General features: G+C 71.2%; 21 protein-coding genes and 1 tRNA gene. 11 read left to right on the top strand and 11 right to left on the bottom strand.

Annotation, left to right across the window (positions count from 1 at the left end; translation table 11 throughout):
* Nucleotides 1–30: 30 nt before the first annotated feature.
* Together IE278_RS12740 and phoU are read right to left on the bottom strand one after the other, a co-directional pair.
* Nucleotides 31–183 (bottom strand): hypothetical protein, encoded by a 153-nt coding sequence (locus IE278_RS12740; protein WP_188113919.1) that lies wholly within the window; start codon nt 181–183, stop codon nt 31–33.
* Between the two features lie 138 nt (nt 184–321).
* Nucleotides 322–999, bottom strand: coding sequence for a phosphate signaling complex protein PhoU (gene phoU / locus IE278_RS12745; RefSeq protein WP_189771754.1), 678 nt, complete (start codon nt 997–999; stop codon nt 322–324).
* A gap of 288 nt (nt 1,000–1,287) precedes the next feature.
* Here phoU and phoR point away from each other — a divergent pair, with 288 nt between their 5' ends.
* Together phoR and phoP are read left to right on the top strand one after the other, a co-directional pair.
* Nucleotides 1,288–2,565, top strand: a complete 1,278-nt coding sequence (gene phoR, locus IE278_RS12750) for a two-component system sensor histidine kinase PhoR (protein ID WP_189771756.1) — start codon at nt 1,288–1,290, stop codon at nt 2,563–2,565.
* Nucleotides 2,562–3,242 carry a two-component system response regulator PhoP gene (phoP, locus tag IE278_RS12755; protein WP_189771758.1) on the top strand — a complete coding sequence of 227 codons (681 nt, stop codon included), beginning with the start codon at nt 2,562–2,564 and terminating at the stop codon, nt 3,240–3,242. The genes phoR and phoP overlap by 4 nt, the downstream gene beginning before the upstream one ends.
* A 124-nt stretch (nt 3,243–3,366) precedes the next feature.
* On the opposite strand, the gene IE278_RS12760 is transcribed toward phoP, so the two are convergent.
* Entirely contained in the window at nt 3,367–4,080 is a 714-nt protein-coding gene (locus IE278_RS12760) for a copper chaperone PCu(A)C domain-containing protein (protein WP_189771760.1), read from the bottom strand.
* A 711-nt stretch (nt 4,081–4,791) separates the two neighbouring features.
* On the opposite strand from IE278_RS12760, the gene IE278_RS12765 reads away from it, so the two are divergent.
* The 6 genes from IE278_RS12765 (at nt 4,792) to IE278_RS12790 (ending at nt 11,545) form a co-directional block, all read left to right on the top strand.
* A complete protein-coding gene (locus tag IE278_RS12765) occupies nt 4,792–5,274 on the top strand; it encodes a CarD family transcriptional regulator (protein ID WP_003953493.1) in 483 nt (160 codons plus the stop codon).
* 371 nt (nt 5,275–5,645) lie between these two features.
* Nucleotides 5,646–6,398 (top strand): 2-C-methyl-D-erythritol 4-phosphate cytidylyltransferase, encoded by a 753-nt coding sequence (ispD, locus tag IE278_RS12770; protein ID WP_189771762.1) that lies wholly within the window; start codon nt 5,646–5,648, stop codon nt 6,396–6,398.
* Nucleotides 6,388–6,894, top strand: a complete 507-nt coding sequence (gene ispF / locus IE278_RS12775; RefSeq protein ID WP_189771764.1) for a 2-C-methyl-D-erythritol 2,4-cyclodiphosphate synthase — start codon at nt 6,388–6,390, stop codon at nt 6,892–6,894. Before ispD ends, ispF begins: the two co-directional genes overlap by 11 nt.
* Before the next feature lie 292 nt (nt 6,895–7,186).
* Complete coding sequence (cysS, locus tag IE278_RS12780; protein WP_189771766.1) at nt 7,187–8,587, top strand: cysteine--tRNA ligase; 1,401 nt, start codon at nt 7,187–7,189, stop codon at nt 8,585–8,587.
* Nucleotides 8,588–8,742: 155 nt separating this feature from the next.
* On the top strand, nt 8,743–9,687 hold the full coding sequence (rlmB, locus tag IE278_RS12785) for a 23S rRNA (guanosine(2251)-2'-O)-methyltransferase RlmB (protein ID WP_189771768.1): 945 nt from the start codon (nt 8,743–8,745) through the stop codon (nt 9,685–9,687).
* Between the two features lie 184 nt (nt 9,688–9,871).
* On the top strand, nt 9,872–11,545 hold the full coding sequence (locus tag IE278_RS12790) for a DoxX family protein (protein WP_246570283.1): 1,674 nt from the start codon (nt 9,872–9,874) through the stop codon (nt 11,543–11,545).
* Nucleotides 11,546–11,688: 143 nt separating this feature from the next.
* On the opposite strand, the gene IE278_RS12795 is transcribed toward IE278_RS12790, so the two are convergent.
* From IE278_RS12795 to IE278_RS12805, 3 genes are all read right to left on the bottom strand, one after another.
* Entirely contained in the window at nt 11,689–12,420 is a 732-nt protein-coding gene (locus IE278_RS12795; protein ID WP_189771770.1) for a nucleotidyltransferase family protein, read from the bottom strand.
* Nucleotides 12,421–12,609: 189 nt separating this feature from the next.
* On the bottom strand, nt 12,610–13,092 hold the full coding sequence (locus IE278_RS12800; RefSeq protein ID WP_246570284.1) for a hypothetical protein: 483 nt from the start codon (nt 13,090–13,092) through the stop codon (nt 12,610–12,612).
* Between the two features lie 229 nt (nt 13,093–13,321).
* Nucleotides 13,322–14,458, bottom strand: coding sequence for an ABC transporter ATP-binding protein (locus IE278_RS12805; protein ID WP_189771772.1), 1,137 nt, complete (start codon nt 14,456–14,458; stop codon nt 13,322–13,324).
* A gap of 252 nt (nt 14,459–14,710) precedes the next feature.
* Here IE278_RS12805 and IE278_RS12810 point away from each other — a divergent pair.
* A tRNA-Thr gene (locus IE278_RS12810) sits at nt 14,711–14,785 on the top strand.
* Nucleotides 14,786–14,811: 26 nt separating this feature from the next.
* Here the strand turns inward: IE278_RS12810 and IE278_RS12815 are convergent.
* The gene (locus IE278_RS12815; RefSeq protein ID WP_189771774.1) at nt 14,812–15,540 is read right to left on the bottom strand and encodes an alpha/beta hydrolase; all 729 of its coding nucleotides are present in this window, start codon (nt 15,538–15,540) and stop codon (nt 14,812–14,814) included.
* 16 nt (nt 15,541–15,556) lie between these two features.
* Complete coding sequence (locus IE278_RS12820) at nt 15,557–16,936, bottom strand: NAD(P)/FAD-dependent oxidoreductase (protein WP_246570300.1); 1,380 nt, start codon at nt 16,934–16,936, stop codon at nt 15,557–15,559.
* A gap of 235 nt (nt 16,937–17,171) precedes the next feature.
* Between IE278_RS12820 and IE278_RS12825 the strand changes: the two genes are divergently transcribed.
* Nucleotides 17,172–17,996 carry an aminoglycoside phosphotransferase family protein gene (locus IE278_RS12825; protein WP_246570285.1) on the top strand — a complete coding sequence of 275 codons (825 nt, stop codon included), beginning with the start codon at nt 17,172–17,174 and terminating at the stop codon, nt 17,994–17,996.
* An 18-nt stretch (nt 17,997–18,014) separates the two neighbouring features.
* Here IE278_RS12825 and IE278_RS12830 read toward each other — a convergent pair whose 3' ends face one another.
* Nucleotides 18,015–18,998 carry a zinc-binding dehydrogenase gene (locus IE278_RS12830; protein ID WP_189771781.1) on the bottom strand — a complete coding sequence of 328 codons (984 nt, stop codon included), beginning with the start codon at nt 18,996–18,998 and terminating at the stop codon, nt 18,015–18,017.
* 66 nt (nt 18,999–19,064) lie between these two features.
* Nucleotides 19,065–20,246: an FAD-dependent oxidoreductase gene (locus IE278_RS12835; RefSeq protein ID WP_189771783.1), complete on the bottom strand. Its 1,182-nt coding sequence runs from the start codon at nt 20,244–20,246 to the stop codon at nt 19,065–19,067.
* Nucleotides 20,247–20,398: 152 nt separating this feature from the next.
* Here IE278_RS12835 and IE278_RS12840 point away from each other — a divergent pair, with 152 nt between their 5' ends.
* Complete coding sequence (locus tag IE278_RS12840) at nt 20,399–21,088, top strand: pentapeptide repeat-containing protein (RefSeq protein WP_246570286.1); 690 nt, start codon at nt 20,399–20,401, stop codon at nt 21,086–21,088.
* Between the two features lie 393 nt (nt 21,089–21,481).
* Here the strand turns inward: IE278_RS12840 and IE278_RS12845 are convergent, their stop codons facing one another.
* Nucleotides 21,482–21,982: a hypothetical protein gene (locus tag IE278_RS12845; RefSeq protein WP_189772017.1), complete on the bottom strand. Its 501-nt coding sequence runs from the start codon at nt 21,980–21,982 to the stop codon at nt 21,482–21,484.
* Nucleotides 21,983–22,016 lie beyond the last annotated feature (34 nt).

Genomic DNA, 22,016 nt, shown 5'->3' on the forward strand with positions numbered 1-22,016 from the left:
TCACGGTGCCCGCGTCACGCTGTCGCCGCGTCAGCCGCACTGACAGGGATTGCCGGACTGGCACCCGCATCCGCAGCCCGAGCCGCAGCCGCAGGCGCCGAAGAGCGGCAGGCTCTTGATCTCGACTGGCTGCTGCGTCTCACGTTCCTGGGTCGGGTCGGGCGTGGTGGGGGAATCGGCCATGGGTCCCTCCTCGAAGGCTTGTGCCTACTCCCATTGCATTCCCACGAGGCCGGGCGCATCAACGGCGCACGGAGGCTTTCGCACCCCCGCCCGCACCCGACGCGCCCCCTCGCGGCAACCCCCGCAGCTGCCCCCGGACTACGCCCCTTCGACCTGCGGAGCGGTCTGCAGCCCGTCGGCGTGCTCGCCCGTCACCAGGTACACCACACGGTTCGCCACCGACACCGCGTGGTCCGCGAAGCGCTCGTAGTAGCGGCCCAGCAGCGTCACGTCGACCGCGGTCTCGATGCCGTGCTTCCAGCGGTCGTCCAGGAGGTGCTGGAAGAGCGTGCGGTGGAGGAGGTCCATCGCGTCGTCGTCCTGCTCCAGCTGGAGGGCGAGGTCGACGTCCTTGGTGACGATGACCTCGGCCGCCTTCGCCATCAGCCGCTGCGCGAGCTGGCCCATCTCAAGGATCGTGGCGTGCAGGTCCTGCGGAATGGCACGCTCCGGGAAGCGCAGCCGCGCCAGCTTCGCCACGTGCTGGGCGAGGTCGCCGGAGCGCTCGAGGTCGGCCGACATACGGAGCGAGGTGACGACGATCCGCAGGTCCGTGGCCACGGGCTGCTGCCGGGCCAGCAGGGTTATCGCCCGTGCCTCAAGGTCGTGCTGGAGATCGTCGACCTTCTGGTCGGCCGCGATCACGCTCTCCGCCAGCTTCAGATCGGAGTCGAGGATCGCCGTCGTGGCGCGACCGATAGCCGACCCGACGAGGCGGGCCATCTCGACCAGGCCCTCGCCGATCGAGTCAAGTTCCTCGTGGTACGCGTCCCGCATCTGGATGTCCCTTTCCTACGTCTGCTTCGGAGGTTCACTGGGGCTCGTGAACCCCACGGTCCCACGCTCCGGCCTGAACGCGTCGGTTTACGTCCCCTCAAATGAACCATCACCGGCACCCAGGTGAATTCTGGGCGACGCCACCTCTTCCCGCAGGTGGGAAGGGTGCGCGGCCCGGTCGTACGAAGTGAACCAGCCGGGTCCCCAGGGTGAACTCTGGGCGACGAGTGTTCGAGTCCACCCTCGGACGGCTGTGACCGGGGCGTACACCGTGCCTAACCTGGGGCCATGGACGTGAACGCGGCTGTCGCCGCAGCGGCAGCGATCGCCGGTGTACTCACCGGCGTCATCGCCGTGCTGGCGTTCCGCTGGAGTGAGCGGGAACAGAAACGCCCCACCCGCACCTCTCTGCACACCGACCCGGTCCTGCCGCCGGGCGTCGACACGGTTCTGTCCGTGCTCCGCTCCTCCGCCGTCGTACTCGACGAGTCCGACGCCGTGGTCAAGGCCAGCTCGGCCGCGTACGCCCTCGGTCTCGTGCGCGGCGGGAAACTGGCCGTCGAGCCGATGATCATCATGGCCCGCGACACGCGCAGGGACGGGGAGATACGCCAGGTCGAACTGGACCTTCCCCGGCGCGGCACCGGCCGGGGCGAGGCACTCGCCGTGTCCGCCCGGGTGGCGCCGCTCGGCTCCCGGCTCGTCCTGCTCCTGGTCGAGGACCTCACCGAGGCCCGCCGGATCGAAGCCGTACGACGCGACTTCGTGGCCAATGTCAGCCATGAGCTCAAGACCCCGGTCGGCGCGCTCTCGCTCCTCTCCGAGGCCGTCATGGGCGCCTCGGAGGAGCCGGAGGCCGTGGAGCGCTTCGCCGGGCGCATGCAGATAGAGGCGACCCGCCTCACCAACCTCGTCCAGGAGCTCATCGACCTCTCCCGGGTCCAGAACGACGACCCGCTGGAGGACGCGGAGCCCGTACGCGTCGACGAGCTGGTCGCCGAGGCGATCGACCGCTGCCGCCACCAGGCCGGCACCAAGCAGATCACCATGGCCGCCGGCGGCACCGCCGACCTGCGCCTGTGGGGCAACCGGGGCCAGCTGGCGGCGGCACTCGGCAACCTCGTGGAGAACGCCGTCAACTACTCGCCCGCCCGCACCCGGGTCGGCATAGCCGCGCGCAGGGTGACCGCGCCCGGCGGAGACCTCATCGAGATCGCCGTGACCGACCAGGGCATCGGCATCTCCGAGAAGGACAAGGAGCGCGTCTTCGAGCGCTTCTACCGCGTCGACCCGGCCCGTTCCCGCGCAACCGGCGGTACGGGGCTCGGGCTCGCGATCGTCAAGCACGTGGCAGCCTCGCACAGCGGGGAGGTCACGGTGTGGAGCTCCGAGGGTCAGGGCTCCACCTTCACCCTGCGGCTGCCGGAGGCGGGCGCCGCCCGCGACCGCGCGAGCGGCGACCAGATGCCCGGCCTCGACGAAGACGACGAGACCGGTCAGACCGACGGGACGACCACCGTCTCATCCCCGTACGAACCCTTTTCTGCCCCGGAGGTCCACCCGTGACCCGAGTGCTCGTCGTCGAGGACGAGGAGTCCTTCAGCGACGCTCTGTCCTACATGCTTCGCAAAGAGGGTTTCGAGGTCGCCATCGCGACCACCGGGCCCGACGGCCTGGACGAGTTCGAGCGCAACGGCGCCGACCTCGTCCTGCTCGACCTGATGCTGCCCGGACTGCCGGGCACCGAGGTGTGCCGTCAGCTGCGCAGCCGTTCGAACGTTCCGGTGATCATGGTCACCGCCAAGGACAGTGAGATCGACAAGGTAGTGGGGCTCGAAATAGGAGCCGACGACTACGTGACCAAGCCCTTCTCGTCGCGTGAGCTGGTCGCCCGTATCCGGGCCGTCCTGCGCCGCCGCGGCGAGCCGGAGGAGGTCAGCCCGGCCGCCCTGGAGGCGGGCCCGGTCCGGATGGACGTCGACCGCCACGTGGTCACCGTCTCCGGCTCCAAGGTCGACCTCCCGCTCAAGGAGTTCGACCTCCTGGAGATGCTGCTGCGCAACGCGGGCCGCGTCCTGACCCGTATGCAGCTCATCGACCGGGTGTGGGGCGCCGACTACGTGGGCGACACCAAGACGCTGGACGTCCACGTCAAGCGCCTGCGGGCGAAGATCGAGCCGGACCCGGGCGCGCCCCGCTACCTGGTGACGGTCCGCGGCCTCGGCTACAAGTTCGAGCCGTAGACCGCACGGCGCACAGCGGCACGACGGGCATGACGAAGGGCGGGACCCCGGCTCGGGGGTCCCGCCCTTCGTCATGCGTACGTACGGGACCTGCCCGTACGGCCGAACGGTGGCTGTGAGCCGCTCAGTGGCCCGCTGCCGACTCCGCGGCGTCGGCGCTGGCCGAGGCCGCGTCGGTGGCCTGCGTGCCCGCCTCACCCGTCTCCTCGCCCGGCTCCTCCGCCTCACCCGAGGCGGACGCGGACGCGGAACCGGAGGGCGACGGCGAGCCGGTGGCCGCACCGGACTCCGACTCCTCGGCGGAGGGCTCGGTGCTCGGCGCCGCCGCGCTCGGGCCCCACTCGGCGTAGTAGCCGTGGCCGGGCACGACGAACGCCTCCAGTTTCACGTCGCCGGTCTTGCTGAAGGTGAAGGTGACCGGCTGCGCGTCGCCGTCCGCGAACGCCTCGCGGCTGCTCTCCAGGGAGGCGGAGGCGTTGCCCTTGCCGCCGAGGACCAGCGAGCCGCCGGCCGGGACGGTCAGCTTGCCCGAGCCCTTGGCGGGCTTGAGCTCGGCTGCCTGCCCGATGCCCTCGACCTTGACGGACTCCAGGGTCTGGGGGGTGTCGCCGCTGTTGAACAGGGTCGCGGAGACCGCGGCCGGGCCGGTCGACTCCAACTCGGGCTGCGTGATGACGACGGCGTTCTGGATCTTGATCGGGCCGACGGTGACGGCCGCGTTGTCCGGCTTGATCTCCAGCGTCTGGGCCTTGTTGCCGGCACCGCACGCGGCGAGCGAGGCGATCGAGAACGCGATGGCGGCGGCGGCGAGGCTGCCGCGTCGAAGGCTGCTGCTCACGGCGGCGGCAACTCCTAGAACGTGGGCGGAACAGGGCAGCTCATTTGTAAAGCCGCCCTAAGGGTCAGTCAGCGGCCTCAGGTTACCGAGCCGTTCCCGTGCCGCCGCACCCGACCCGCCCCTACGGCTCCCCGACCGCGCCCGTACGCCGCTTCCGTGCCGCCCCGACTCTCATGTCTCCCGGTGTACTTGCATGTCACACCGACTCATCTGCCACACACTCGTCCGTCTTTCACATAAGAACCCTCGCTAAGTCGCGAACAAGACGCGAACAAGCCTCCGGCGCGGCCTTGCGGATTTCTCGTAAGGAATGCGTGGCGCCCCCGGAAATTGATCTTCGGCCGATCTCCGGCCGATCTCCGGGCTGATCTCCGGCCGATCCGATGCCGATCTCCGGACCGCGTGATCAATTCCGGATTCGTCTCGTACGTGACTCCGTCGACCGAACGGAGTAGCGGAAGATGGGCTCCCGGAACCCGACAAATCTGGACGATCAGGCACGCGGACGGGGATCGGGGGTGTTGTAACGTGCGCGTTTCCCGTCGCCGGAAGAGCCGCTCCGACCTGCGAATACCGTCGTCCGCGACCCCTCCGCAGCACGTTCCTGTTGGGATTGTCAAGCCCCGAGATATGCCCTGACCTGCGAAAACGCCATTCAGAACACGCGGTTTCCGTGTTACCCTGGATAGCCACGGAAGGGGTACCTGTCACATGACGTTCAAGGTTGGCGACACCGTGGTCTATCCCCATCACGGGGCCGCGCTGATCGAGGCTATCGAAACTCGCCAGATCAAAGGCGTGGACAAGACCTACTTGGTGCTGAAGGTCGCCCAGGGCGACCTGACAGTGCGTGTGCCAGCGGACAATGCGGAGTTCGTCGGCGTACGTGATGTGGTCGGTCAGGACGGGCTGGACCGGGTCTTCGAGGTACTGCGCGCGCCGTACGCCGAGGAGCCCACTAACTGGTCGCGTCGTTACAAGGCAAATCTTGAGAAGCTCGCCTCCGGCGATGTCATCAAGGTGGCGGAGGTAGTCCGTGACCTGTGGCGTCGTGAGCGTGAGCGTGGACTCTCCGCCGGCGAGAAGCGCATGCTCGCCAAGGCCCGCCAGATCCTGGTGAGCGAGCTCGCCCTCGCGGAGAACACGAACGAGGACAAGGCCGAGGCCCTGCTCGACGAGGTCCTCGCGTCCTGATGCCCGTCACGCTCTGATCGCTTTCTGACCAGAGGCGAAACGAGCTGCTCGGCGCAATGAAATGCCGCGGTGCCCGATGACGTATTCACTGTCGCCGGGCGCTGCGGCATGTTCGTACCCGGGCGCTGTTCCCACCCGGGGCATGTCCATACCGGGAAACCGTGCGCACACACTGTGCACACCGTGCACTCGGACGGCCCTCGACAATTCAGGGATCCGATACTTGGAGTGCCGGGCCCGGACAGCTGGCTCGACCATCTTCACGGAAGGGTCCGGTCAAAGCGTCGCGCCCGGCACTCCCCCAGCCCGTCGGCCGGGGTACGCCCAGGCCATACCCACGTCGGCCGAGCATACAAACCTGACAGGAACCGATGTCTGACGATTCGCGCCCCACGCCTCCCGGGGCCCGTACCGCGGCCGTGATTCCGGCCGCAGGCCGGGGCGTACGCCTCGGCCCGGGCGCTCCCAAAGCGCTCCGCACGCTGAACGGCACGCCCATGCTGATCCACGCGGTCCGGGCCATGGCCGCGTCCCGTGCCGTCTCCCTGGTCGTCGTCGTGGCACCGCCCGACGGGGCCGCGGAGGTCAAGACGCTGCTCGACTCGCACGCGCTGCCCGAGCGCACCGAATTCCACGTCGTGCCCGGGGGCGACAGCCGCCAGGACTCCGTGCGGCTCGGCCTCGAAGCGCTGCCGCCCGGCATCGACATCGTGCTCGTGCACGACGCGGCCCGCCCGCTCGTGCCCGTCGACACGGTCGACGGCGTCATCGAGGCGGTACGCGACGGGGCCCCCGCCGTCGTGCCCGCGCTGCCGCTCACGGACACCGTCAAGCAGGTCGAGCCCGCGGACACCGTAGGGGACCCCGAGCCCGTGGTCGCCACCCCGGACCGGGCGCGGCTGCGGGCCGTCCAGACACCGCAGGGCTTCGACCGCGACACCCTCGTACGGGCCCACGCGACGGTCACCGACAACGTCACCGACGACGCGAGCATGGTCGAGCAGCTCGGACTGCGGGTCGTGGTCGTGCCCGGCCACGAGGAGGCGTTCAAGGTGACGCGCCCGCTGGACCTCATCCTCGCGGAGGCGGTCCTGACGCGGCGGAGGCTGAACGATGGCTTCTGAGACCTCCCCGGTGGCGCCCCTGCTGCCGCAGGTCGGCATCGGCACCGACATCCACGCCTTCGAGGAGGGCCGGGAGCTGTGGTGTGCCGGCCTGCTGTGGGAGGGCGAGGGGCCCGGGCTCGCGGGCCACTCCGACGCTGACGTCGTCGCGCACGCCGCGTGCAACGCGCTGTTCTCCGCGGCGGGGCTCGGCGACCTGGGCCAGCACTTCGGTACGGGGCGGCCCGAGTGGTCCGGGGCGTCCGGGGTGACGCTGCTCGCGGAGGCGGCGCGGATCGTGCGGGCGGCGGGGTTCACGATCGGCAACGTCGCCGTGCAGGTCGTCGGGCCGCGGCCGAAGATCGGGAAACGGCGGGGGGAGGCGGAGGGGGTGCTCTCCGAGGCGGTGGGGGCGGCTGTGTCGGTGTCGGGGGCGACGACGGACGGGCTGGGGTTTCCCGGCCGGGACGAGGGCCTGATGGCGGTGGCGACGGCGCTGGTGGCGCGGGTGGCCTGACGGGCCTTTTCCTCGCCCCGCCGCCCCTACCCGTTCCCGTCCCGCATGGGGGCTGCGCCCCCTCGCCACCTCGTCCTCAAACGCCGGACGGGCTGAAGGACTAGCCCCTCCGGCGTTTGAGGAGCGGGGTTTCGGGGGCTGCGCCCCTGAGTCAGTGACGGGAACGGGTAGGGGCGGCGGGGGCGGAAGAAAATCCCCTCGGCGTCACCGTCGGGCCGTGGATGTCACGAATACGTGTCCCATACGGGACAAGGGTCGCGGGGCACGGGTCCCCGCCCACTACCCTGGTGGGGTGACTATTCGCCTGTACGACACCAGCGCCCGGCAGATTCGCGACTTCACCCCGATCACACCGGGTTGTGTCTCGATCTACCTGTGTGGCGCCACGGTGCAGGCGGCCCCGCACATCGGCCACATCCGCTCGGGCCTCAACTTCGACATCATGCGCCGCTGGTTCGAGTACCGCGGCTACGACGTCACGTTCGTCCGCAACGTGACGGACATCGACGACAAGATCATCAGGAAGTCCGCGGAGCAGGACAGGCCCTGGTGGGCGATCGGCTACGAGAACGAGCGCGCCTTCAACGACGGCTACACGGCGCTCGGCTGCCTCCCTCCCACGTACGAACCGCGCGCCACCGGCCACATCACCGAGATGGTCGAGATGATGCGCGGGCTCATCGAGCGCGGCCACGCGTACGAGGCCGACGGCAACGTCTACTTCGACGTACGGTCCCTGCCCGGCTACCTCTCCCTGTCCAACCAGGACCTCGACGAGCTGCGTCAGCCTTCCGAGGACGGCGAGACCGGCAAGCGGGACCCGCGGGACTTCGCCATGTGGAAGGCCGTCAAGCCCGGCGAGCCGTCCTGGGAGACGCCCTGGGGACGCGGCCGGCCCGGCTGGCACCTGGAGTGCAGTGCCATGGCCCACAAGTACCTGGGCTCCGCCTTCGACATCCACGGCGGCGGCATCGACCTGATCTTCCCGCACCACGAGAACGAGATCGCCCAGGCCGTCGGCTTCGGCGACGAGTTCGCGCACTACTGGGTGCACAACTCATGGGTGACCATGAGCGGCGAGAAGATGTCGAAGTCGCTCGGCAACAGCGTGCTGGTCAGCGAGATGGTCAAGGCGTGGCGGCCCATCGTGCTCCGTTACTACCTGGGCACCCCGCACTACCGCTCCACCATCGAGTACAGCGAAGAGGCACTGCGCGAGGCCGAGTCGGCGTTCGCGCGGATCGAGGGCTTCGTGCAGCGCGTGGTGGAGAAGGCCGGAGGGCCGGTCGAGCCCGCGGCCGAGGTGCCGCCGGCGTTCGCCGAGGCGATGGACGACGACCTGGGCGTCCCGCAGGCCCTCGCCGTCGTGCACACCACGGTCCGCCAAGGCAACTCCGCGCTGGCCGCCGACGACAAGGAGGCGGCCGTCGCCCGGCTCGCCGAGGTCAGGGCCATGCTCGCGGTCCTCGGCCTCGACCCGCTCGACCCGCACTGGGCGGGCGAGAGCGACCGCGGCGAGGACCTCCACGGAGTCGTCGACACGCTCGTACGGCTGGTGCTGCAGCAGCGCGAGTCCGCCCGTGTCCGCAAGGACTGGGCCACCGCCGACGCCATCCGCGACCAGCTCAACCAGTCCGGGCTCGTCATCGAGGACGGCCCCCAGGGACCGCGCTGGACCCTCGGCCCGCGCTGACCATTTCTTGATCGATTGTGCCGTCCGGGTGTCCGGGCGGCACACTTCATGTACGTACGTCATTTCGCAGGCGTGGTTTTCGGCACGCGCGGCGGAGACGTACGCCCGTAGACCACAGTCGTACACCCGTACGCGTTCACACAGACAGGTAGGTCATGGCCGCTAACAACCGCCGCATGTCCGGCAAGAAGGGCGCGCAGGTCGGCAGTGGCGGCCAGCGACGCCGGGGCCTAGAAGGCAAGGGCCCCACCCCGCCCGCCGAGGCGCGCAAGGGACACAAGAAGAACCGCATCGCCGGCGCCAAGTCCAAGCAGCTCGTGCGCAAGCCCTCGCCGCGCGGCGGCCGGGGCGGCAAGGGCACGTCCGAGATGGTCGTCGGACGTAACTCCGTCGTCGAGGCGCTGCGCGAGGGCGTACCCGCGACGATGCTGTACGTCCAGCAGTTCATCGACAACGACGAGCGGGTGCGCGAGGCGCTGCAGCTCGCCGCGGACCGCGGTGGCATCCACCTCATGGAGGCCCCGCGTCCCGAGCTGGACCGCATGACCAACGGGCTCAACCACCAGGGTCTCGTCCTCCAGGTCCCGCCGTACGAGTACGCGCACCCGGAGGACCTCGCGGCCGCCGCGTACGACGAGGGCAGGGACCCGCTGATCGTCGCCCTCGACGGGGTGACGGACCCGCGCAACCTCGGTGCCGTCGTCCGGTCCGTGTCCGCGTTCGGCGGTCACGGCGTGGTCGTGCCCGAGCGCCGCGCGGCCGGCATGACCGCCGGTGCGTGGAAGACGTCCGCGGGCGCCGCGGCCCGTACGCCCGTCGCCCGCGCGTCCAACCTGACGCGGGCCCTGGAGGCGTACAAGAAGGCCGGGCTCGTCGTGGTCGGTCTCGCGGCCGACGGCGAGGCCACGGTCGGTGACCTGGAGGCCCTCGGCGGGCCCGTCGTCATCGTCGTCGGCAGCGAGGGGAAGGGGCTCTCCCGACTGGTCGGGGAGACCTGTGACTTCCGGGTGCGGATCCCCATGCCGGGTGGCACCGAGTCGCTGAACGCGGGTGTGGCGGCGGGAGTTGTGCTGTACGAGGCTGCGCGCAAGCGGGGCTAGTCGGAGGCTTGGCCGCCTCCGGGCGGTCGGTCGTCCGCGGGTGCGTGGGGGCTGGGCGCGCACCCGCGGCGGAGCCGCATGTGTCACGGCCCCGCGCCCCTGACGGGGGCCGGGTTGATCTTGACGGGGTCCGGACAGATCGACGCGGTCAAAGCAGTGTCCTAAACACACGTCACTCGGTTAGATGAGTGTGGACACCAGAACACCCCGCACACCCACGGGGGACCGCTCGTTGGGATTCGACGACGTTCCCGCGCTGAGCATGGTGAAGGTGCCGAGCGATCCGGCGCAGGTCATCGTCAATCATGCGAGCTTCCGCGTGCAGCTGAACACCGCGCCGCGGGCCCAGTCCCCGCGTGCCGCGCGGGACTTGAGCTCGGGCGGCGACACCGCGCGCATCCCCGTCGTCGGAACCGCCGCAGGAACCCGCCGCCGCGCGCCCGTCGTCTGGAGCGGGAAGTCCGCCCCCGACGACACCGGCGCCACCCGGCTGTTGCAGGCCGTGCGCAGCACGAGCCTTCGGCACGGCGCCGAGGAACCGGTGGGCGAAGGCGGCGCGACCCAGGTCATCCCGCGCGTCGACGGTGAGACCCCTTCCGGGTTCGACGTCGACGCCACGGTCGAGACCCCGACGGTCCGCGGCCCCGAGACCCGCCTCCTGCCGCAGCAACTGCGCAGCGCGGGCAGCGCCTACGAGGAGCTCGACGAACCCCCGTACGCGGAGGGCGACTTCGAGGACGACTCGTACGAGGACGACGACTACCGGGACGAGGACGACGGGGCGCTCAAGCGGCACGGCGCCGCCCCCGTCCGGCACGGCTACTACCCCGGCCGCCGGATGAACCTCGGCGTCGTCCTGCTCCCGATGCGCGTCTTCCTCGGCTTCATCTCCATCTACGCCGGCATGGGCAAACTCTGCGACCCCGTCTACTTCGACGGCGGCAAGCGCGGCTCCATGGTCAAGTGGCTCAACTCGCTGCACCCCTGGGAACTCGCCGAGCCCCTGCGGGAGTTCGCGCTGCAGCACCCCGTCGGCGCCGGACTCCTCATCGCCTTCTTCCAGGTGATCGTCGGCGTCCTCACCGTCCTCGGACTGTGGCAGCGGGTCGCGGCGGTCGTCGGCGCGTCGCTGTCGGCGGCGCTGCTGCTCACCGTGAGCTGGAAGTCCGTGCCCGTCTACGACGCGCCCGACATCATCTTCCTGGCCGCCTGGTCGCCGCTGATCATCGCGGGCGCCCCCGTCTACTCCATCGACGGCCGCCTCGCGGGCGAGGCCTGGCGCACCCTCGGACCGCGTACCGAGATCTGGGAGCTGCGTCGGCGCGTACTGCGGCGCGGGGCGCTCGTCGCGACCATCGTCGTCGGACTCACGCTGCTCATCGGATCGATGCTCGGCGGCGCCGTCCGCGACTCCGACCGCGTGGTCGTCCCCGGTCCGGGCGAGGCCCCGCGCAACGAACTGCCCGGCTCCGCGCTCCCGGAGGAGCCCGGTGCGCGCCGCGACAAGCAGAGCCCCTCGGCGTCGTCCGGCTCGCCCACCCGGGGCGCGGCCTCGGCGAGCCCGTCGGGCGCCGCGACCACGCCCGGCGCGACGGCCCGCGAGACGGCAGGCGCCACCGCGGGCCAGCCCAGCCAGACGCAGGGCTCGAACCAGGCCCCGCCGCAGCAGTCGGCGCCCCCGCAGGCGCCCGCCACCACCGCGGGACCGTCTTCCTCGGGAGGCGGCGGCGGTACCGCCACGGGCGGCGGCACGGGCACGGGCGGCGGCACCGGCTCCGGAGGCGGTACAGGCGGCGGGACGGGCGGCTCCGGTGGCTCCGGAGGGAACTCCAAGCTCGTGGGCGGCCTGCTCGGCTGAGGAACCCGTACGACGCCGATGGGCCCCGCACCTGACCGGTGCGGGGCCCATCGGCGTACGGGCCGGTCGTTTCGCTTGTGTCTGAGACCCACCCCCACCGGCCCGCAGACAGGTCGCTGCCCCTGGGGTGTTTCAGAAGGCGCTCAACGGCCCAGCGCCGCCAGCTCCTTGGCCGCCTCCGTGAGGTCCTTGGCGGTGTCGATGGCACGCCAGTAGGCACCCTGCGGGATCGGATAGCCGGCCAGGCGGCGTTCGCGGGCCAGGCGCGGGAACGTGGAGCGCTCGTGGTCACCGAGCGCGGGCAGCAGGTCGGCGAATTTGGGGGAGAACACGTACACACCCGCGTTGATGCCGTGCGCGGTGGGCGGAGCCTCGATGAAGTCCGTGATGTGACCGAAGTCGTCGGTCTGGACGGCGCCCCACGGGAGGCGGGGGCGGGCCAGCGCGAGGGTCGCCACGGCGTCGCGCTCGGTGTGGAAGTCCGCCATGTCGCGCAGCGAGAAACGGGTCCAGATGTCACCGTTCGTCGCGTACCAGGGGCGGTCGGGGTGCGGCAGGTGCTTGGCGGCGTACTTGAGGCCGCCACCACGGCCCAGGGGCTCCGACTCGACCACGGTGGTCACGGAGACGGGCAGATCCGCCGACTCCAGCCACTCCTGGAGCACTTCGGCGAGATGACCGCAGGAGACGACGACGTCGGTGACGCCCTCCTCGGCGAGCCAGGTCAGCTGATGGCCGATGATCGGAGTCCCGGTGCCGGGGATCTCGACCATCGGCTTGGGACGGTCGTCGGTGTAGGGACGCAGCCGGGAGCCCTGGCCGCCGGCCAGGACGACGGCTTGAACGGGGCGCGACGCGGCGTTCGGATCGGTCATGCCCGAACTTTACGTGGCGCCCCGCGGGTTTTGCGGGTGGGTGTGGGACTGGCTGAGCGGGTGGATGGCTGCGGGTCCGTGAGGGCTGGTCGCGCCCCCGCGGCGGAGCCGCACGTGTCACAGCCCCGTGCCCCTTGCGGGGCCGGGGTGCGGCCCGGCGCCCCCAACGGGTCCGTGCCCCCTGCCGGCTCAGGTGTGCTGGGCTGCCACGCCCGTGGCGAAGGACGTGTCGCACACCGGGCGGGCGAACGACTGGGCGCGGGTGGGGCCGTACGCGCGGACCGCCGCGCGGCCGAGGGCGCGGGCGATGGAGGCGCAGTGCCTGCCGAGGGACGGGCGGCCGTTCACGGCCTCCTGGAGATGGGTGAGGGCGACTCCCGGGTTCTTCTCCTGGAGTTCCAGCAGGAGCTTGTCGCGCAGCACGTCCTGCGGGGCGCGGGACGGGGCACGCCGGGAGACGTCCTCGGCGGAGGCGGCGAGAGCCGACGTCGAGGAGTCGTTCCCCGACCAGTCGACCCGGGTCACCGCGAGCGTCCCGGAGAGAACCAGGACGACGGGCAGAACGAGGGCGAGGGTACGGCCGATCCGGTGGGCCGGACCGCGGCCGTGTCGGATCGGTCGGCCGGAGGGGCCGTGGCCGTGTCGCGTCGAGTGGTTAGTGGAGTGCTTCACGCGAGTGAGGGTAGCGCGGGGTGATGATTTGGCGACATTTAGTAATCAGTTCGGGGGACGGGGGAGCGACCGTTTTCGAGTTTGATGTTGACGAACAGTTGTCGAAATGACCGGTCTGCCGGGGTATTTGTCGACAACGAGGAAGGCCCCGCAGTGGTCTGCGGGGCCTTCTTCGTCAACCTGGGTGAATTCTCCGGGATCCGCCCGGCCGGTCGGTGAGTTTGCGCGATCAGTCGGTGAGGCGCTCACCGGTGGAGGTCGAGAACACGTGGGTCTCGCCCGCGCGCGGCACGACGTGCAGCGTGGAGCCCTTCTCCGGGACCGCGCGACCGCTGACGCGGACGACCAGGTCCTTGAGGTCGTCGCCGACCTTGGCGCTGCCGTAGACGTAACCGTCGGCGCCGAGCTCCTCGACGACGTTCACGGTGACGGCGAGGCCGGCCGGGGCGTCCGCGGTCTCCTTCGACAGGCTCGCCGCGGCGCCGCCGCCCTGCTCGACGATGTCGAAGTGCTCGGGACGGACACCGACGGTGACCGTGCGGTCACCCTTGTCGGAGGCGGTCTTGAGGGCCTCGCGGTTGACGGGCACCACGCTGTTGCCGAACTTCACGCCGCCGTCGGTGATCGGGACCTCGACGAGGTTCATCGCGGGGGAGCCGATGAAGCCGGCGACGAAGAGGTTCGCCGGGCGGTCGTACATGTTGCGCGGCGAGTCGACCTGCTGGAGCAGACCGTCCTTGAGGACCGCCACGCGGTCGCCCATCGTCATGGCCTCGACCTGGTCGTGGGTCACGTACACCGTGGTGATGCCGAGGCGGCGCTGCAGCGACGCGATCTGCGTACGGGTCGAGACGCGGAGCTTGGCGTCGAGGTTCGACAGCGGCTCGTCCATGAGGAACACCTGGGGCTCACGCACGATGGCGCGACCCATGGCGACACGCTGGCGCTGACCGCCGGAGAGGGCCTTCGGCTTGCGGGCCAGGTACTCGGTGAGGTCGAGGATCTTCGCCGCGTCCTCGACCTTCTGGCGGATCTCGGCCTTGTTGACGCCGGCGATCTTGAGCGCGAAGCCCATGTTGTCCGCGACCGTCATGTGCGGGTACAGCGCGTAGTTCTGGAACACCATGGCGATGTCCCGGTCCTTGGGCGGCAGGTGCGTGACGTCGCGGTCACCGATGTGGATGGAACCGCCGTTGACGTCCTCGAGACCCGCGAGCATGCGCAGGGAGGTGGACTTTCCGCAGCCGGAGGGACCGACGAGGACGAGGAACTCGCCGTCCGCGACGTCGAGCTCGAGCTGGTCGACGGCGGGCTTGTCGCCACCCGGGTAGATGCGGGTCGCCTTGTTGAACGAGACAGTGGCCATGGTGAGGGGCCCCCTTCACCGGCAGGAACGTGCCGGACGATCCGTTGTAAAGGTGGTGTACCGCTACGGAACGATCCGTAGTGGTGTAGTCCACACGAGCGGACTGGTTCAGGACGCTACCCCGCGTTCACACGTTCTGTCAGTACTCGGTGGGTAATGAAGTTCGAGATAATTTTCGGCGGGACCCCGCTGTGACGTGGGTACACTGCTTCGGGCGTGCCTGCGGGTACGCGCAGGCACGCTCGCGTGCAGGCCTCCTTAGCTCAGTCCGGCCAGAGCAACGCACTTGTAATGCGTAGGTCGTCGGTTCGAATCCGACAGGGGGCTCTTCTTTTTGCGGTGGGAGGTCCGGGTCACTTGGTGGCTCGGGCCTTTTGCGTGGGGATGCCTGCCGCCTGGGCGATGACCCGGGCCGTGCGCAGGCCCTCCCGGTGGGCCGAGCCCGAGTGGGCCGGGCGGCAGCGGCCCCACTCCGGGGAGTACTCGGCCATGACCGCGCCCGGGTGGTCCGTGGTGAGTTCCGTGAGCGGGGCCTTGCGGCCGGAGGCGGCCAGGACGCGCTGGAACTCACCCGCGTTGGCGAAGTCGCACACCGTGTCCTCCGTGCCGTGCACCAGGTGGATGGGCAGGGGCGGAGCCGAGGCGCAGACCTCCATCGGGGAAGGCAGGCCGAGCAGCGGTTCGGGCTGGTTGTAGCGGGCCGAGATGCCGACCACGGCGGCCGGGCGCCAGCCCTCCGGCGGGTCCGGGCGCAGGGCCGTCGCCATCGCCGCGCGCCCGCCCAGGGACCAGCCGACGAGGACGACCTCCGCCGGGTCCCGGACGAAGTCCCAGGTGAAGCGGAGGGACGCGGCGAGCTGGGGGCGGCCGCCGTCGGGGGCGTCCGGGTGCCAGTCGGGGACTATGACGGTGGCGCCCAGCCGGGCGACCTCCGCCGCGAGGGCGCCCAGGACGTCCCGTTCGGCGGGGCCACGGCCGTGCCAGAGCAGGACGGTCGGGGCGTCCGGGGCGGCGGCTCGGTGGATGTCGAGGAGCTGGCCGTCGGACGAGTAGCGGACGGTGTCCATGACTGCGGTGCTCATGGGGTTCCCCTGTCTCTCAGCGGCCCGCGACCCGGTCGGCGATGCGCGCGATCCGGGACGACTGTGCGGCATGGGTGGTGACTTCGCGGCGGTCGGCGGCTCGATACGTCGCGTACATGCCGTGTACCCCGAGCCAGCGGAAAGGTTCGGGTTCCCACTTGCGGACCTTGTGTTCGACCCAGGGAAGAGTCGTGAGGTCCGTTTCGCCCGACTGGCCCGAGTCCCGCTGGATCAGATCCCGGAGTGTACGTGCGGCGAGGTTGGCCGTGGCCACCCCGGAGCCCACATAGCCGCCCGCCCAGCCGAGGCCGGTGGCGCGGTCGAGGGTGACCGACGCGCACCAGTCGCGCGGTACGCCGAGCACGCCCGACCAGGCGTGCGCCACGGGGACACCGGAGAGCTGGGGGAAGAGGCGGAAGAGGAGTTCGCGCAGGGCCTCGACCGTCGCCGGCTGCGTACGGCCGTCGTTGTCCGTGCGGGAGCCGTAGCGGTACGGGACTCCGCGGCCACCGAGTGCGATGCGGTCGTCGGCGGTGCGCTGGGCGTACATGTAGGCGTGGGCCATGTCGCCGAGGGTTTCGCGGCCCTCCCAGCCGACCGATTCCCACTGGGCGGCCGTCAGGGGCTCGGTGGCGATCATCGAGGAGTTCATGGGGAGCCAGGTGCGTTTGTGGCCCTTGAGGGAGGCCGTGAAGCCTTCCGTGCAGCGCAGGATGTAAGGGGCGCGGACGGTGCCGTACGGGGTGACGGCGTGCTTCGGCCTGATCTCGGTGACGGGTGTCGACTCGTGGATCGTGACGCCGAGCGCCTCGACGGCCGTCGCGAGGCCCTTGAGCAGTTTCACCGGGTGCAGGCGGGCGCCGTGCGGGGTCCACGTGGAGCCCACCGCGTCCGCGACCCGGACACGGTCGGCGGTCTCGCGGGCCCCGTACAGCTCGCGGTCCTTCTCGCCGTACGAGAGTTCCGTCTCGTGGAAGGCCTTCAGGCGGGCCAGCTGGGCAGGCGTGTACGCGACTTCGAGTACGCCGCCGCGGTGGATGTCCGCCTCGATGCCCTCCTCGCCGGCGACCCTGACGACCTCGGTGACCGTGGCGTTCATGGCCTCCTGGAGGCGTACGGCGGCCTCGTGGCCGTGCAGGCGCGCGTACCGGTCGCGGCCCGCGATGCCGTTGTAGAGCCAGCCGCCGTTGCGGCCGGAGGCGCCGTAGCCGCAGAACTTCTGCTCCAGGACGGTGATCCGCAGGAAGGGGGCGGCCTTCTTCAGGTAGTACGCGGTCCACAGCCCGGTGTAGCCGCCGCCGACGATCACCACGTCGGCGTTCGCGTCACCCCGAAGGGGCTCGCGGGGGGCGGGCAGGCCCTCCTCGGCGTACCAGAACGATATGCCGCCGTTCACGGTGGTGCGGGGCGCGCCCGGGGGCGGCTGCGGCAGGGGTGGTGTCCGGGGCTTGGGGGGCGCGTAAGGCGCGGGGGGTGTGCGGTCCGTGCCGGCGGCGCTGTCCGTGCCGGCCGCGCTGTCCTGGCCGGACGCGCCGTCCGCGTTCTCCGTGCTGCTCATGCGCGGTGACGTTAGCTTCTCCGGGCGGTGGGTGTCTCCTTCGGATTTCGTGGTTCTGGAGAGGGTGGGGGTGGTGAAGGTGGGGTTTGGGCGGCTGCTGGAGCGTGGTGAGGGGTTCCTGGAGCGGTGGGGGCTGCGGCAGGAGGGCGCGCCGATGAGCGGGCAGGTCTCGGTGGTGCTGCCCGTGGTGCGGGGCGACGGGACGCGGGCCGTGCTGAAGCTGCAGGACCTCGACGAGGAGACCGCCGGCGAGGGGCTGGCGCTGCGGGCCTGGGGCGGTGACGGGGTCGTACGGCTGCTGGACGAGGACGTGGAGAGCGGCACGCTGTTGCTGGAGCGGCTCGACGAGGGCCGGCCGCTGGCCGGTGTGCCGGATGTGATGAAGGCGACCTCGATCCTGGCCGGGTTGCTGGCGCGGATCTCGACCGTGCCGGCGCCGGCGGGGCTGCGGCGGCTGGACTCCGTGGTCGCGGACATGTTCGGGCGGCTGCCCGCGGTGCTGGAGTCCCTGGCCGCGGAGGACGACCGGCGGCTGCTGGCGGACTGCGCGGCGGCGGTGCGCGAGGTCGCGGACGAGCCGGGGGACCGGCTGCTGCACTGGGATCTGCACTTCGAGAACATCCTCGCGGCCGACCGTGAACCCTGGCTCGTGATCGACCCGAAGCCGCTCGCCGGGGACCCCTGCTTCGAGCTGCTGCCCGCGCTGTGGAACCGGTGCGAGGAGGGGGCGTCGGAGCGCCGCTTCGACCTGATGACGGAGGTGCTGGGGGTGGACCGGGCCCGGGCGCGGGCCTGGACCCTGGGGCGGGTGCTGCAGAACTCGTTGTGGCGGGTCGAGGAGGGGCAGGGGCTGGACGAGGACCAGGTCGCCATCGCGCGGCTGCTGCTGGGGCGTTGAGGGGGAGGCAGGGCGCGGTCAGGGTTCCAGGATCACCTTGCCGTAGGTGGCCCTGGTCTCCAGTGCGCGGTGCGCTGCGGCCGCTTCCGCGAGGGGGAAGCGGTGGATGGCCGGGACCAGGCGGCCCTCGGCTGCTTCGGCGAGGGCGCGCAGTTCCAGGGTGCGGATCGGGTGGGGGCCGCCCGCCTTCTGCAGCATGGCGGGGCCGAGGACCGACTGGGACACGCCTTCGACGAGGTAGGGGGTGCCGTCGTGCAGGCCCGCGCCCGACCAGCCGAAGACGATGTGGCTGCCGCCGGGGCGGGCGAGGAGCGCGACCGCCTCGCGGGCCGTGTCGCCGCCCACGCCGTCGAAGACGACCGTGGCCCGACGGTCGCCCAGGAATCGCCGTACCTGGTCCGGCCAGTCGGGGTTCATGTAGTCGACTGCCAGGTCCGCGCCGTTCTTCTCGACCCGCGCCACCTTGTCCGGGCCGCCCGCCAGGCCGATCACCGTGGCGCCCGCGTGCTTCGCGTACTGCACGAGGAGGGTGCCGATGCCGCCCGCGGCGGCGGGGACGACGGCCACGTCGTCGGGGGTCAGGTCGGCGAACTGGAGGATCCCCATCGTCGTACGGCCCGTGCCGATCATCGCGACCGCCTGGGCGAAGTCCAGGTTCTCGGGGATCTCGTGGACACGGTCGACGTCTGTGACCGCCAGTTCCGCGTAGCCGCCGGGGTTCAGGCCGAGGTGGGCCACGACCTGTTTGCTGAGCCACAGGGCGGCCACGCCCTCGCCGAGCGATTCGACCGTGCCGGCGACCTCCCGGCCGGGGATCGTGGGGAGGTCGGGCAACTGGGGGTACGGGCCCTTGACGCCTGCCCGGAGCGCGGTGTCCAGGAGATGTACGCCGGCGGCCGCGACCTCGATACGGACCTGGCCGGGGGCGGGGCGGGGGGCTTCTGTTCGCTCGTACGTGAGGTTCTCGGGCGGGCCGAAGGTGTGGAGGCGGGTGGCGTGCATGGGTCCCCCTGGGAGGTGGAGTCGCGTCGGGCGTTGGGCGGGGTGTGCGGCTCCCAGCTTTTGACCTCAAGCGTGCTTGAGGTCAAGGCCTGCCCTGCTGCGGATCCCGAAGGCCAGGGACACCGCCTCCAGCGCGCTGTTGAACGACACCTCGGAGAGCACACCCGGGGCCGCCACCTGGTCGCCCGCGAGGTAGACGTCGTCGCCGCGGTCCACCCGTGGGCGGTCCCGCCAGCTCGTGCCGGGGAGGTCGACGGCGCCCGTACGGCCGTTCGCGAGCGCCTCGCGGCGGTACGTGACCCGGTCGCGCCAGGTCGGGAGGGCGAGGTCGAGGAGGTGCTCGGCGCGGGCGATGCCGTCCGCGCGGGACTCGTGCGGGGCGATCGGGAACTGGCCCTGGAGGAGCTGTTCGCCGGGTGGGGCGAGGGTGCGGTCCTGGGCCGTGAAGCGCTCGATCCAGCCGGGGGCGTCCAGGTCGGAGACGGCGAACGGGTCGCCGCGGCGGGTGCGGACCGCGAGGTCCAGGAGGGCCGTGCGGCCGCTCGGCCAGGTCAGGGAGGTGTCCTGGAGGAGGGTGCGGGCCGCGTCGAGGGAGGTGGCGACGATGACCGGGCCGTGGCCGGCGGGCAGGGCGCGGAGGGTGTCGACGCGGGCGAGGGTTTCCACTCGTACGCCGAGGTTCCAGGCGCGGCCCGCCATCCTGTCGATCACGCTCGCCCAGCCGCCGCGCGGGTAGTGCGCTTCCGGGGGGAGCTTCGTGGCGCGGCGCAGGCGTTCCTGGACGAAGGCGGCGGAGAGGGTGCCGGGGGCGTGGTGGAAGAGGGCGACCGCGGAGTAGTGGGCGGCGGCGGTCGCGCCCTCCTCGCCCGCGATGTTCGTGGCCCAGGTGGCGAAGTCCTGGTCGACGGGGGCCTGTTGGGGTGTGCGGCGCAGGAGTTTCAGCAGGGCTAGGGGTGGGGTGCGGCGCAGGGCGCCCTGGTGGCGGAGGCGCAGGCGGGCGGCTTCCAGGGGTGGCAGCGGGGCCAGTTCGCCGAGCAGGCCGCGCTGTGTGAGCCAGGTCCAGTGCGGGCCGCGCTTGTAGAGGGCGTGGGGGCCCTCGTTCGTCCGGTACGGGCCCTCGGCGGTGCGGGCCCGGCCGCCGAGGGTGTGGTGGGCCTCGTACACGGTGACCTTGGCGCCCGCTTCCGCGGCGGTGATGGCGGCGGTCAGGCCGGCGAAGCCGCCGCCGATGATCGTGATGCGGTGCATGGAGGGGGTCTCCCTTTCCGCCGGGGTGTCTTCTGGTGTTGTCCCTACGACTTGTGTCGTCCCTACGACTCGCCGAGCGCCTGGAATGTGACATGCGGGGGCGAATGGGCCGGTCAGGCGGGGGTGTCAGTGGCGGGGTGCAGGATGGGGGCATGGTGAGCAGAGCGGTGAAGGCGGGCGCGGGGGTCAAGGGGGCTCGGCGGCCCGAGGTGCGGCTGCCGTCGCTGGAGCCGTACGAGGGCGGGGAGCTGGAGCCCGACGGGGACTATGACGGGCTGCTGTTCAGCGAGCTGGATCTGGTGGGGCAGGACGGCGGGGGCGCGCGGTTCATGGACTGCGCGCTGACGGGGTGCGCGGTCGACGAGACGCGGCTGCATCATGCGCGGGTGCTGGACTGCGTGCTCACCGGGATGCGGGGGGTGGGGACGGACCTCGGGGCGGCGACCTTCCGGGACGTGGAGGTGGTCGACGCCCGGCTGGGCGGGGTGCAGTTGCATGGTGCCGTGCTGGAGCGGGTGGTCTTCCGCGGGGGGAAGATCGACTACCTGAATCTGCGGGAGGCCCGGATCCGGGATGTGGTGTTCGAGGGGTGCGTGCTGGTCGAGCCGGACTTCGGGGGTGCTCGGCTGGAGCGGGTGGAGTTCGTGGACTGTGTGCTGAAGGGGGCGGACTTCAGCGGGGTGTCGTTGACGGACGTGGATCTGCGGCGGGCGGCGGAGGTGTCGTTCGCGCGCGGGGTCGACCGGCTGGCGGGGGCTGTGATCAGTCCGGCTCAGTTGCTGGATCTGGCGGGGGTGTTCGCCGCGGAGGTGGGGGTTCGGGTGGTGGGGGTTGAGGTGTGACGGGTTCCCGGGGGCGATCGGGGGTGAGTGGGGGGTGGGAGCGGGCCGTGCCGGTACGTCGAGTCCGCCGCCCCCGGGTGTACTGCTCTCCGTCTCTGAGGGCGCCCCTTCCTGGAGGAGCCCTACGCGGCGGACTTCCGACGCACCGGCACGGCCCGCTCCCGGTACGCCGTCGGGTGCCGGTCGCAGGTTTGCAACCCGTCCGGCGTCGTCGCGTGCCGGCTGGGAGTTTTTTAGCCCGTCCGGTGTCGGCGGGTGTCGGGTGTCAGTTTTTTCAGCCCGTCCGGTGTTGGCGGGTGCCGGCTGGCCGTCTTTTTAGCCCGTCCGGCGTTTGAGGACGAGGCCGTTCAGGCCGATAGGGGGGTCTGGGGGCGCAGCCCCCAGGGGATCTGGCTAAGGCAGGCGGGGGAAGCGGGCCTCTAGATTCCAGATGGCCGGGTTGTCCCGGAGCCCCTCGTGGAGGTCCGTCAGGTCGGCCAGGACGTCGTGGAGGAAGTCCCGTGCCTCACGGCGGAGTTCGGAGTGGGAGAAGGTCAGCGGGGGCTCGTCCACGGGCATCCAGTCCGACTCGATGTCCACCCAGCCGAAGCGGCGCTCGAAGAGCATGCGGTCGGTGGACTCGGTGAAGTCCAGTTCGGCACGCTGGGGGCGGGAGGCCCTGCTTCCCAAGGGGTCCTGGTCGAGTTGCTCGACGATGTCGCACAGGGCCCACGCGAAGTCGAGTACGGGTACCCATCCCCAGCCTGTGGACAGCTCCCGGTCCGCCTTCGTGTCGGCGAGGTAGACGTCTCCGCAGAACAGGTCGTGGCGCAGAGCGTGGACGTCCGCACGGCGGTAGTCGGTCTGCGGGGGGTCCGGGAAGCGGGAGGAGAGGGCGTAGCCGATGTCGAGCACGTGGGTGATGGTGTCACGCCGTTCTAGGATCGCC

The organism is Streptomyces tauricus (assembly GCF_014650955.1).
GTDB classification, from domain to species: Bacteria; Actinomycetota; Actinomycetes; order Streptomycetales; family Streptomycetaceae; genus Streptomyces; species Streptomyces tauricus.

Coding starts and splice junctions, on each gene's coding strand:
- ispD (WP_189771762.1), top strand. CDS start 5,646: ATGTCTGACGATTCGCGCCCCACGCCTCCCGGGGCCCGTACCGCGGCC.
- IE278_RS12790 (WP_246570283.1), top strand. CDS start 9,872: ATGAGTGTGGACACCAGAACACCCCGCACACCCACGGGGGACCGCTCG.
- phoR (WP_189771756.1), top strand. CDS start 1,288: ATGGACGTGAACGCGGCTGTCGCCGCAGCGGCAGCGATCGCCGGTGTA.
- IE278_RS12805 (WP_189771772.1), bottom strand. CDS start 14,458: ATGGCCACTGTCTCGTTCAACAAGGCGACCCGCATCTACCCGGGTGGC.
- IE278_RS12815 (WP_189771774.1), bottom strand. CDS start 15,540: ATGAGCACCGCAGTCATGGACACCGTCCGCTACTCGTCCGACGGCCAG.
- IE278_RS12835 (WP_189771783.1), bottom strand. CDS start 20,246: ATGCACCGCATCACGATCATCGGCGGCGGCTTCGCCGGCCTGACCGCC.
- rlmB (WP_189771768.1), top strand. CDS start 8,743: ATGGCCGCTAACAACCGCCGCATGTCCGGCAAGAAGGGCGCGCAGGTC.
- ispF (WP_189771764.1), top strand. CDS start 6,388: ATGGCTTCTGAGACCTCCCCGGTGGCGCCCCTGCTGCCGCAGGTCGGC.
- IE278_RS12840 (WP_246570286.1), top strand. CDS start 20,399: ATGGTGAGCAGAGCGGTGAAGGCGGGCGCGGGGGTCAAGGGGGCTCGG.
- IE278_RS12795 (WP_189771770.1), bottom strand. CDS start 12,420: ATGACCGATCCGAACGCCGCGTCGCGCCCCGTTCAAGCCGTCGTCCTG.
- IE278_RS12830 (WP_189771781.1), bottom strand. CDS start 18,998: ATGCACGCCACCCGCCTCCACACCTTCGGCCCGCCCGAGAACCTCACG.
- IE278_RS12765 (WP_003953493.1), top strand. CDS start 4,792: ATGACGTTCAAGGTTGGCGACACCGTGGTCTATCCCCATCACGGGGCC.
- phoU (WP_189771754.1), bottom strand. CDS start 999: ATGCGGGACGCGTACCACGAGGAACTTGACTCGATCGGCGAGGGCCTG.
- IE278_RS12740 (WP_188113919.1), bottom strand. CDS start 183: ATGGCCGATTCCCCCACCACGCCCGACCCGACCCAGGAACGTGAGACG.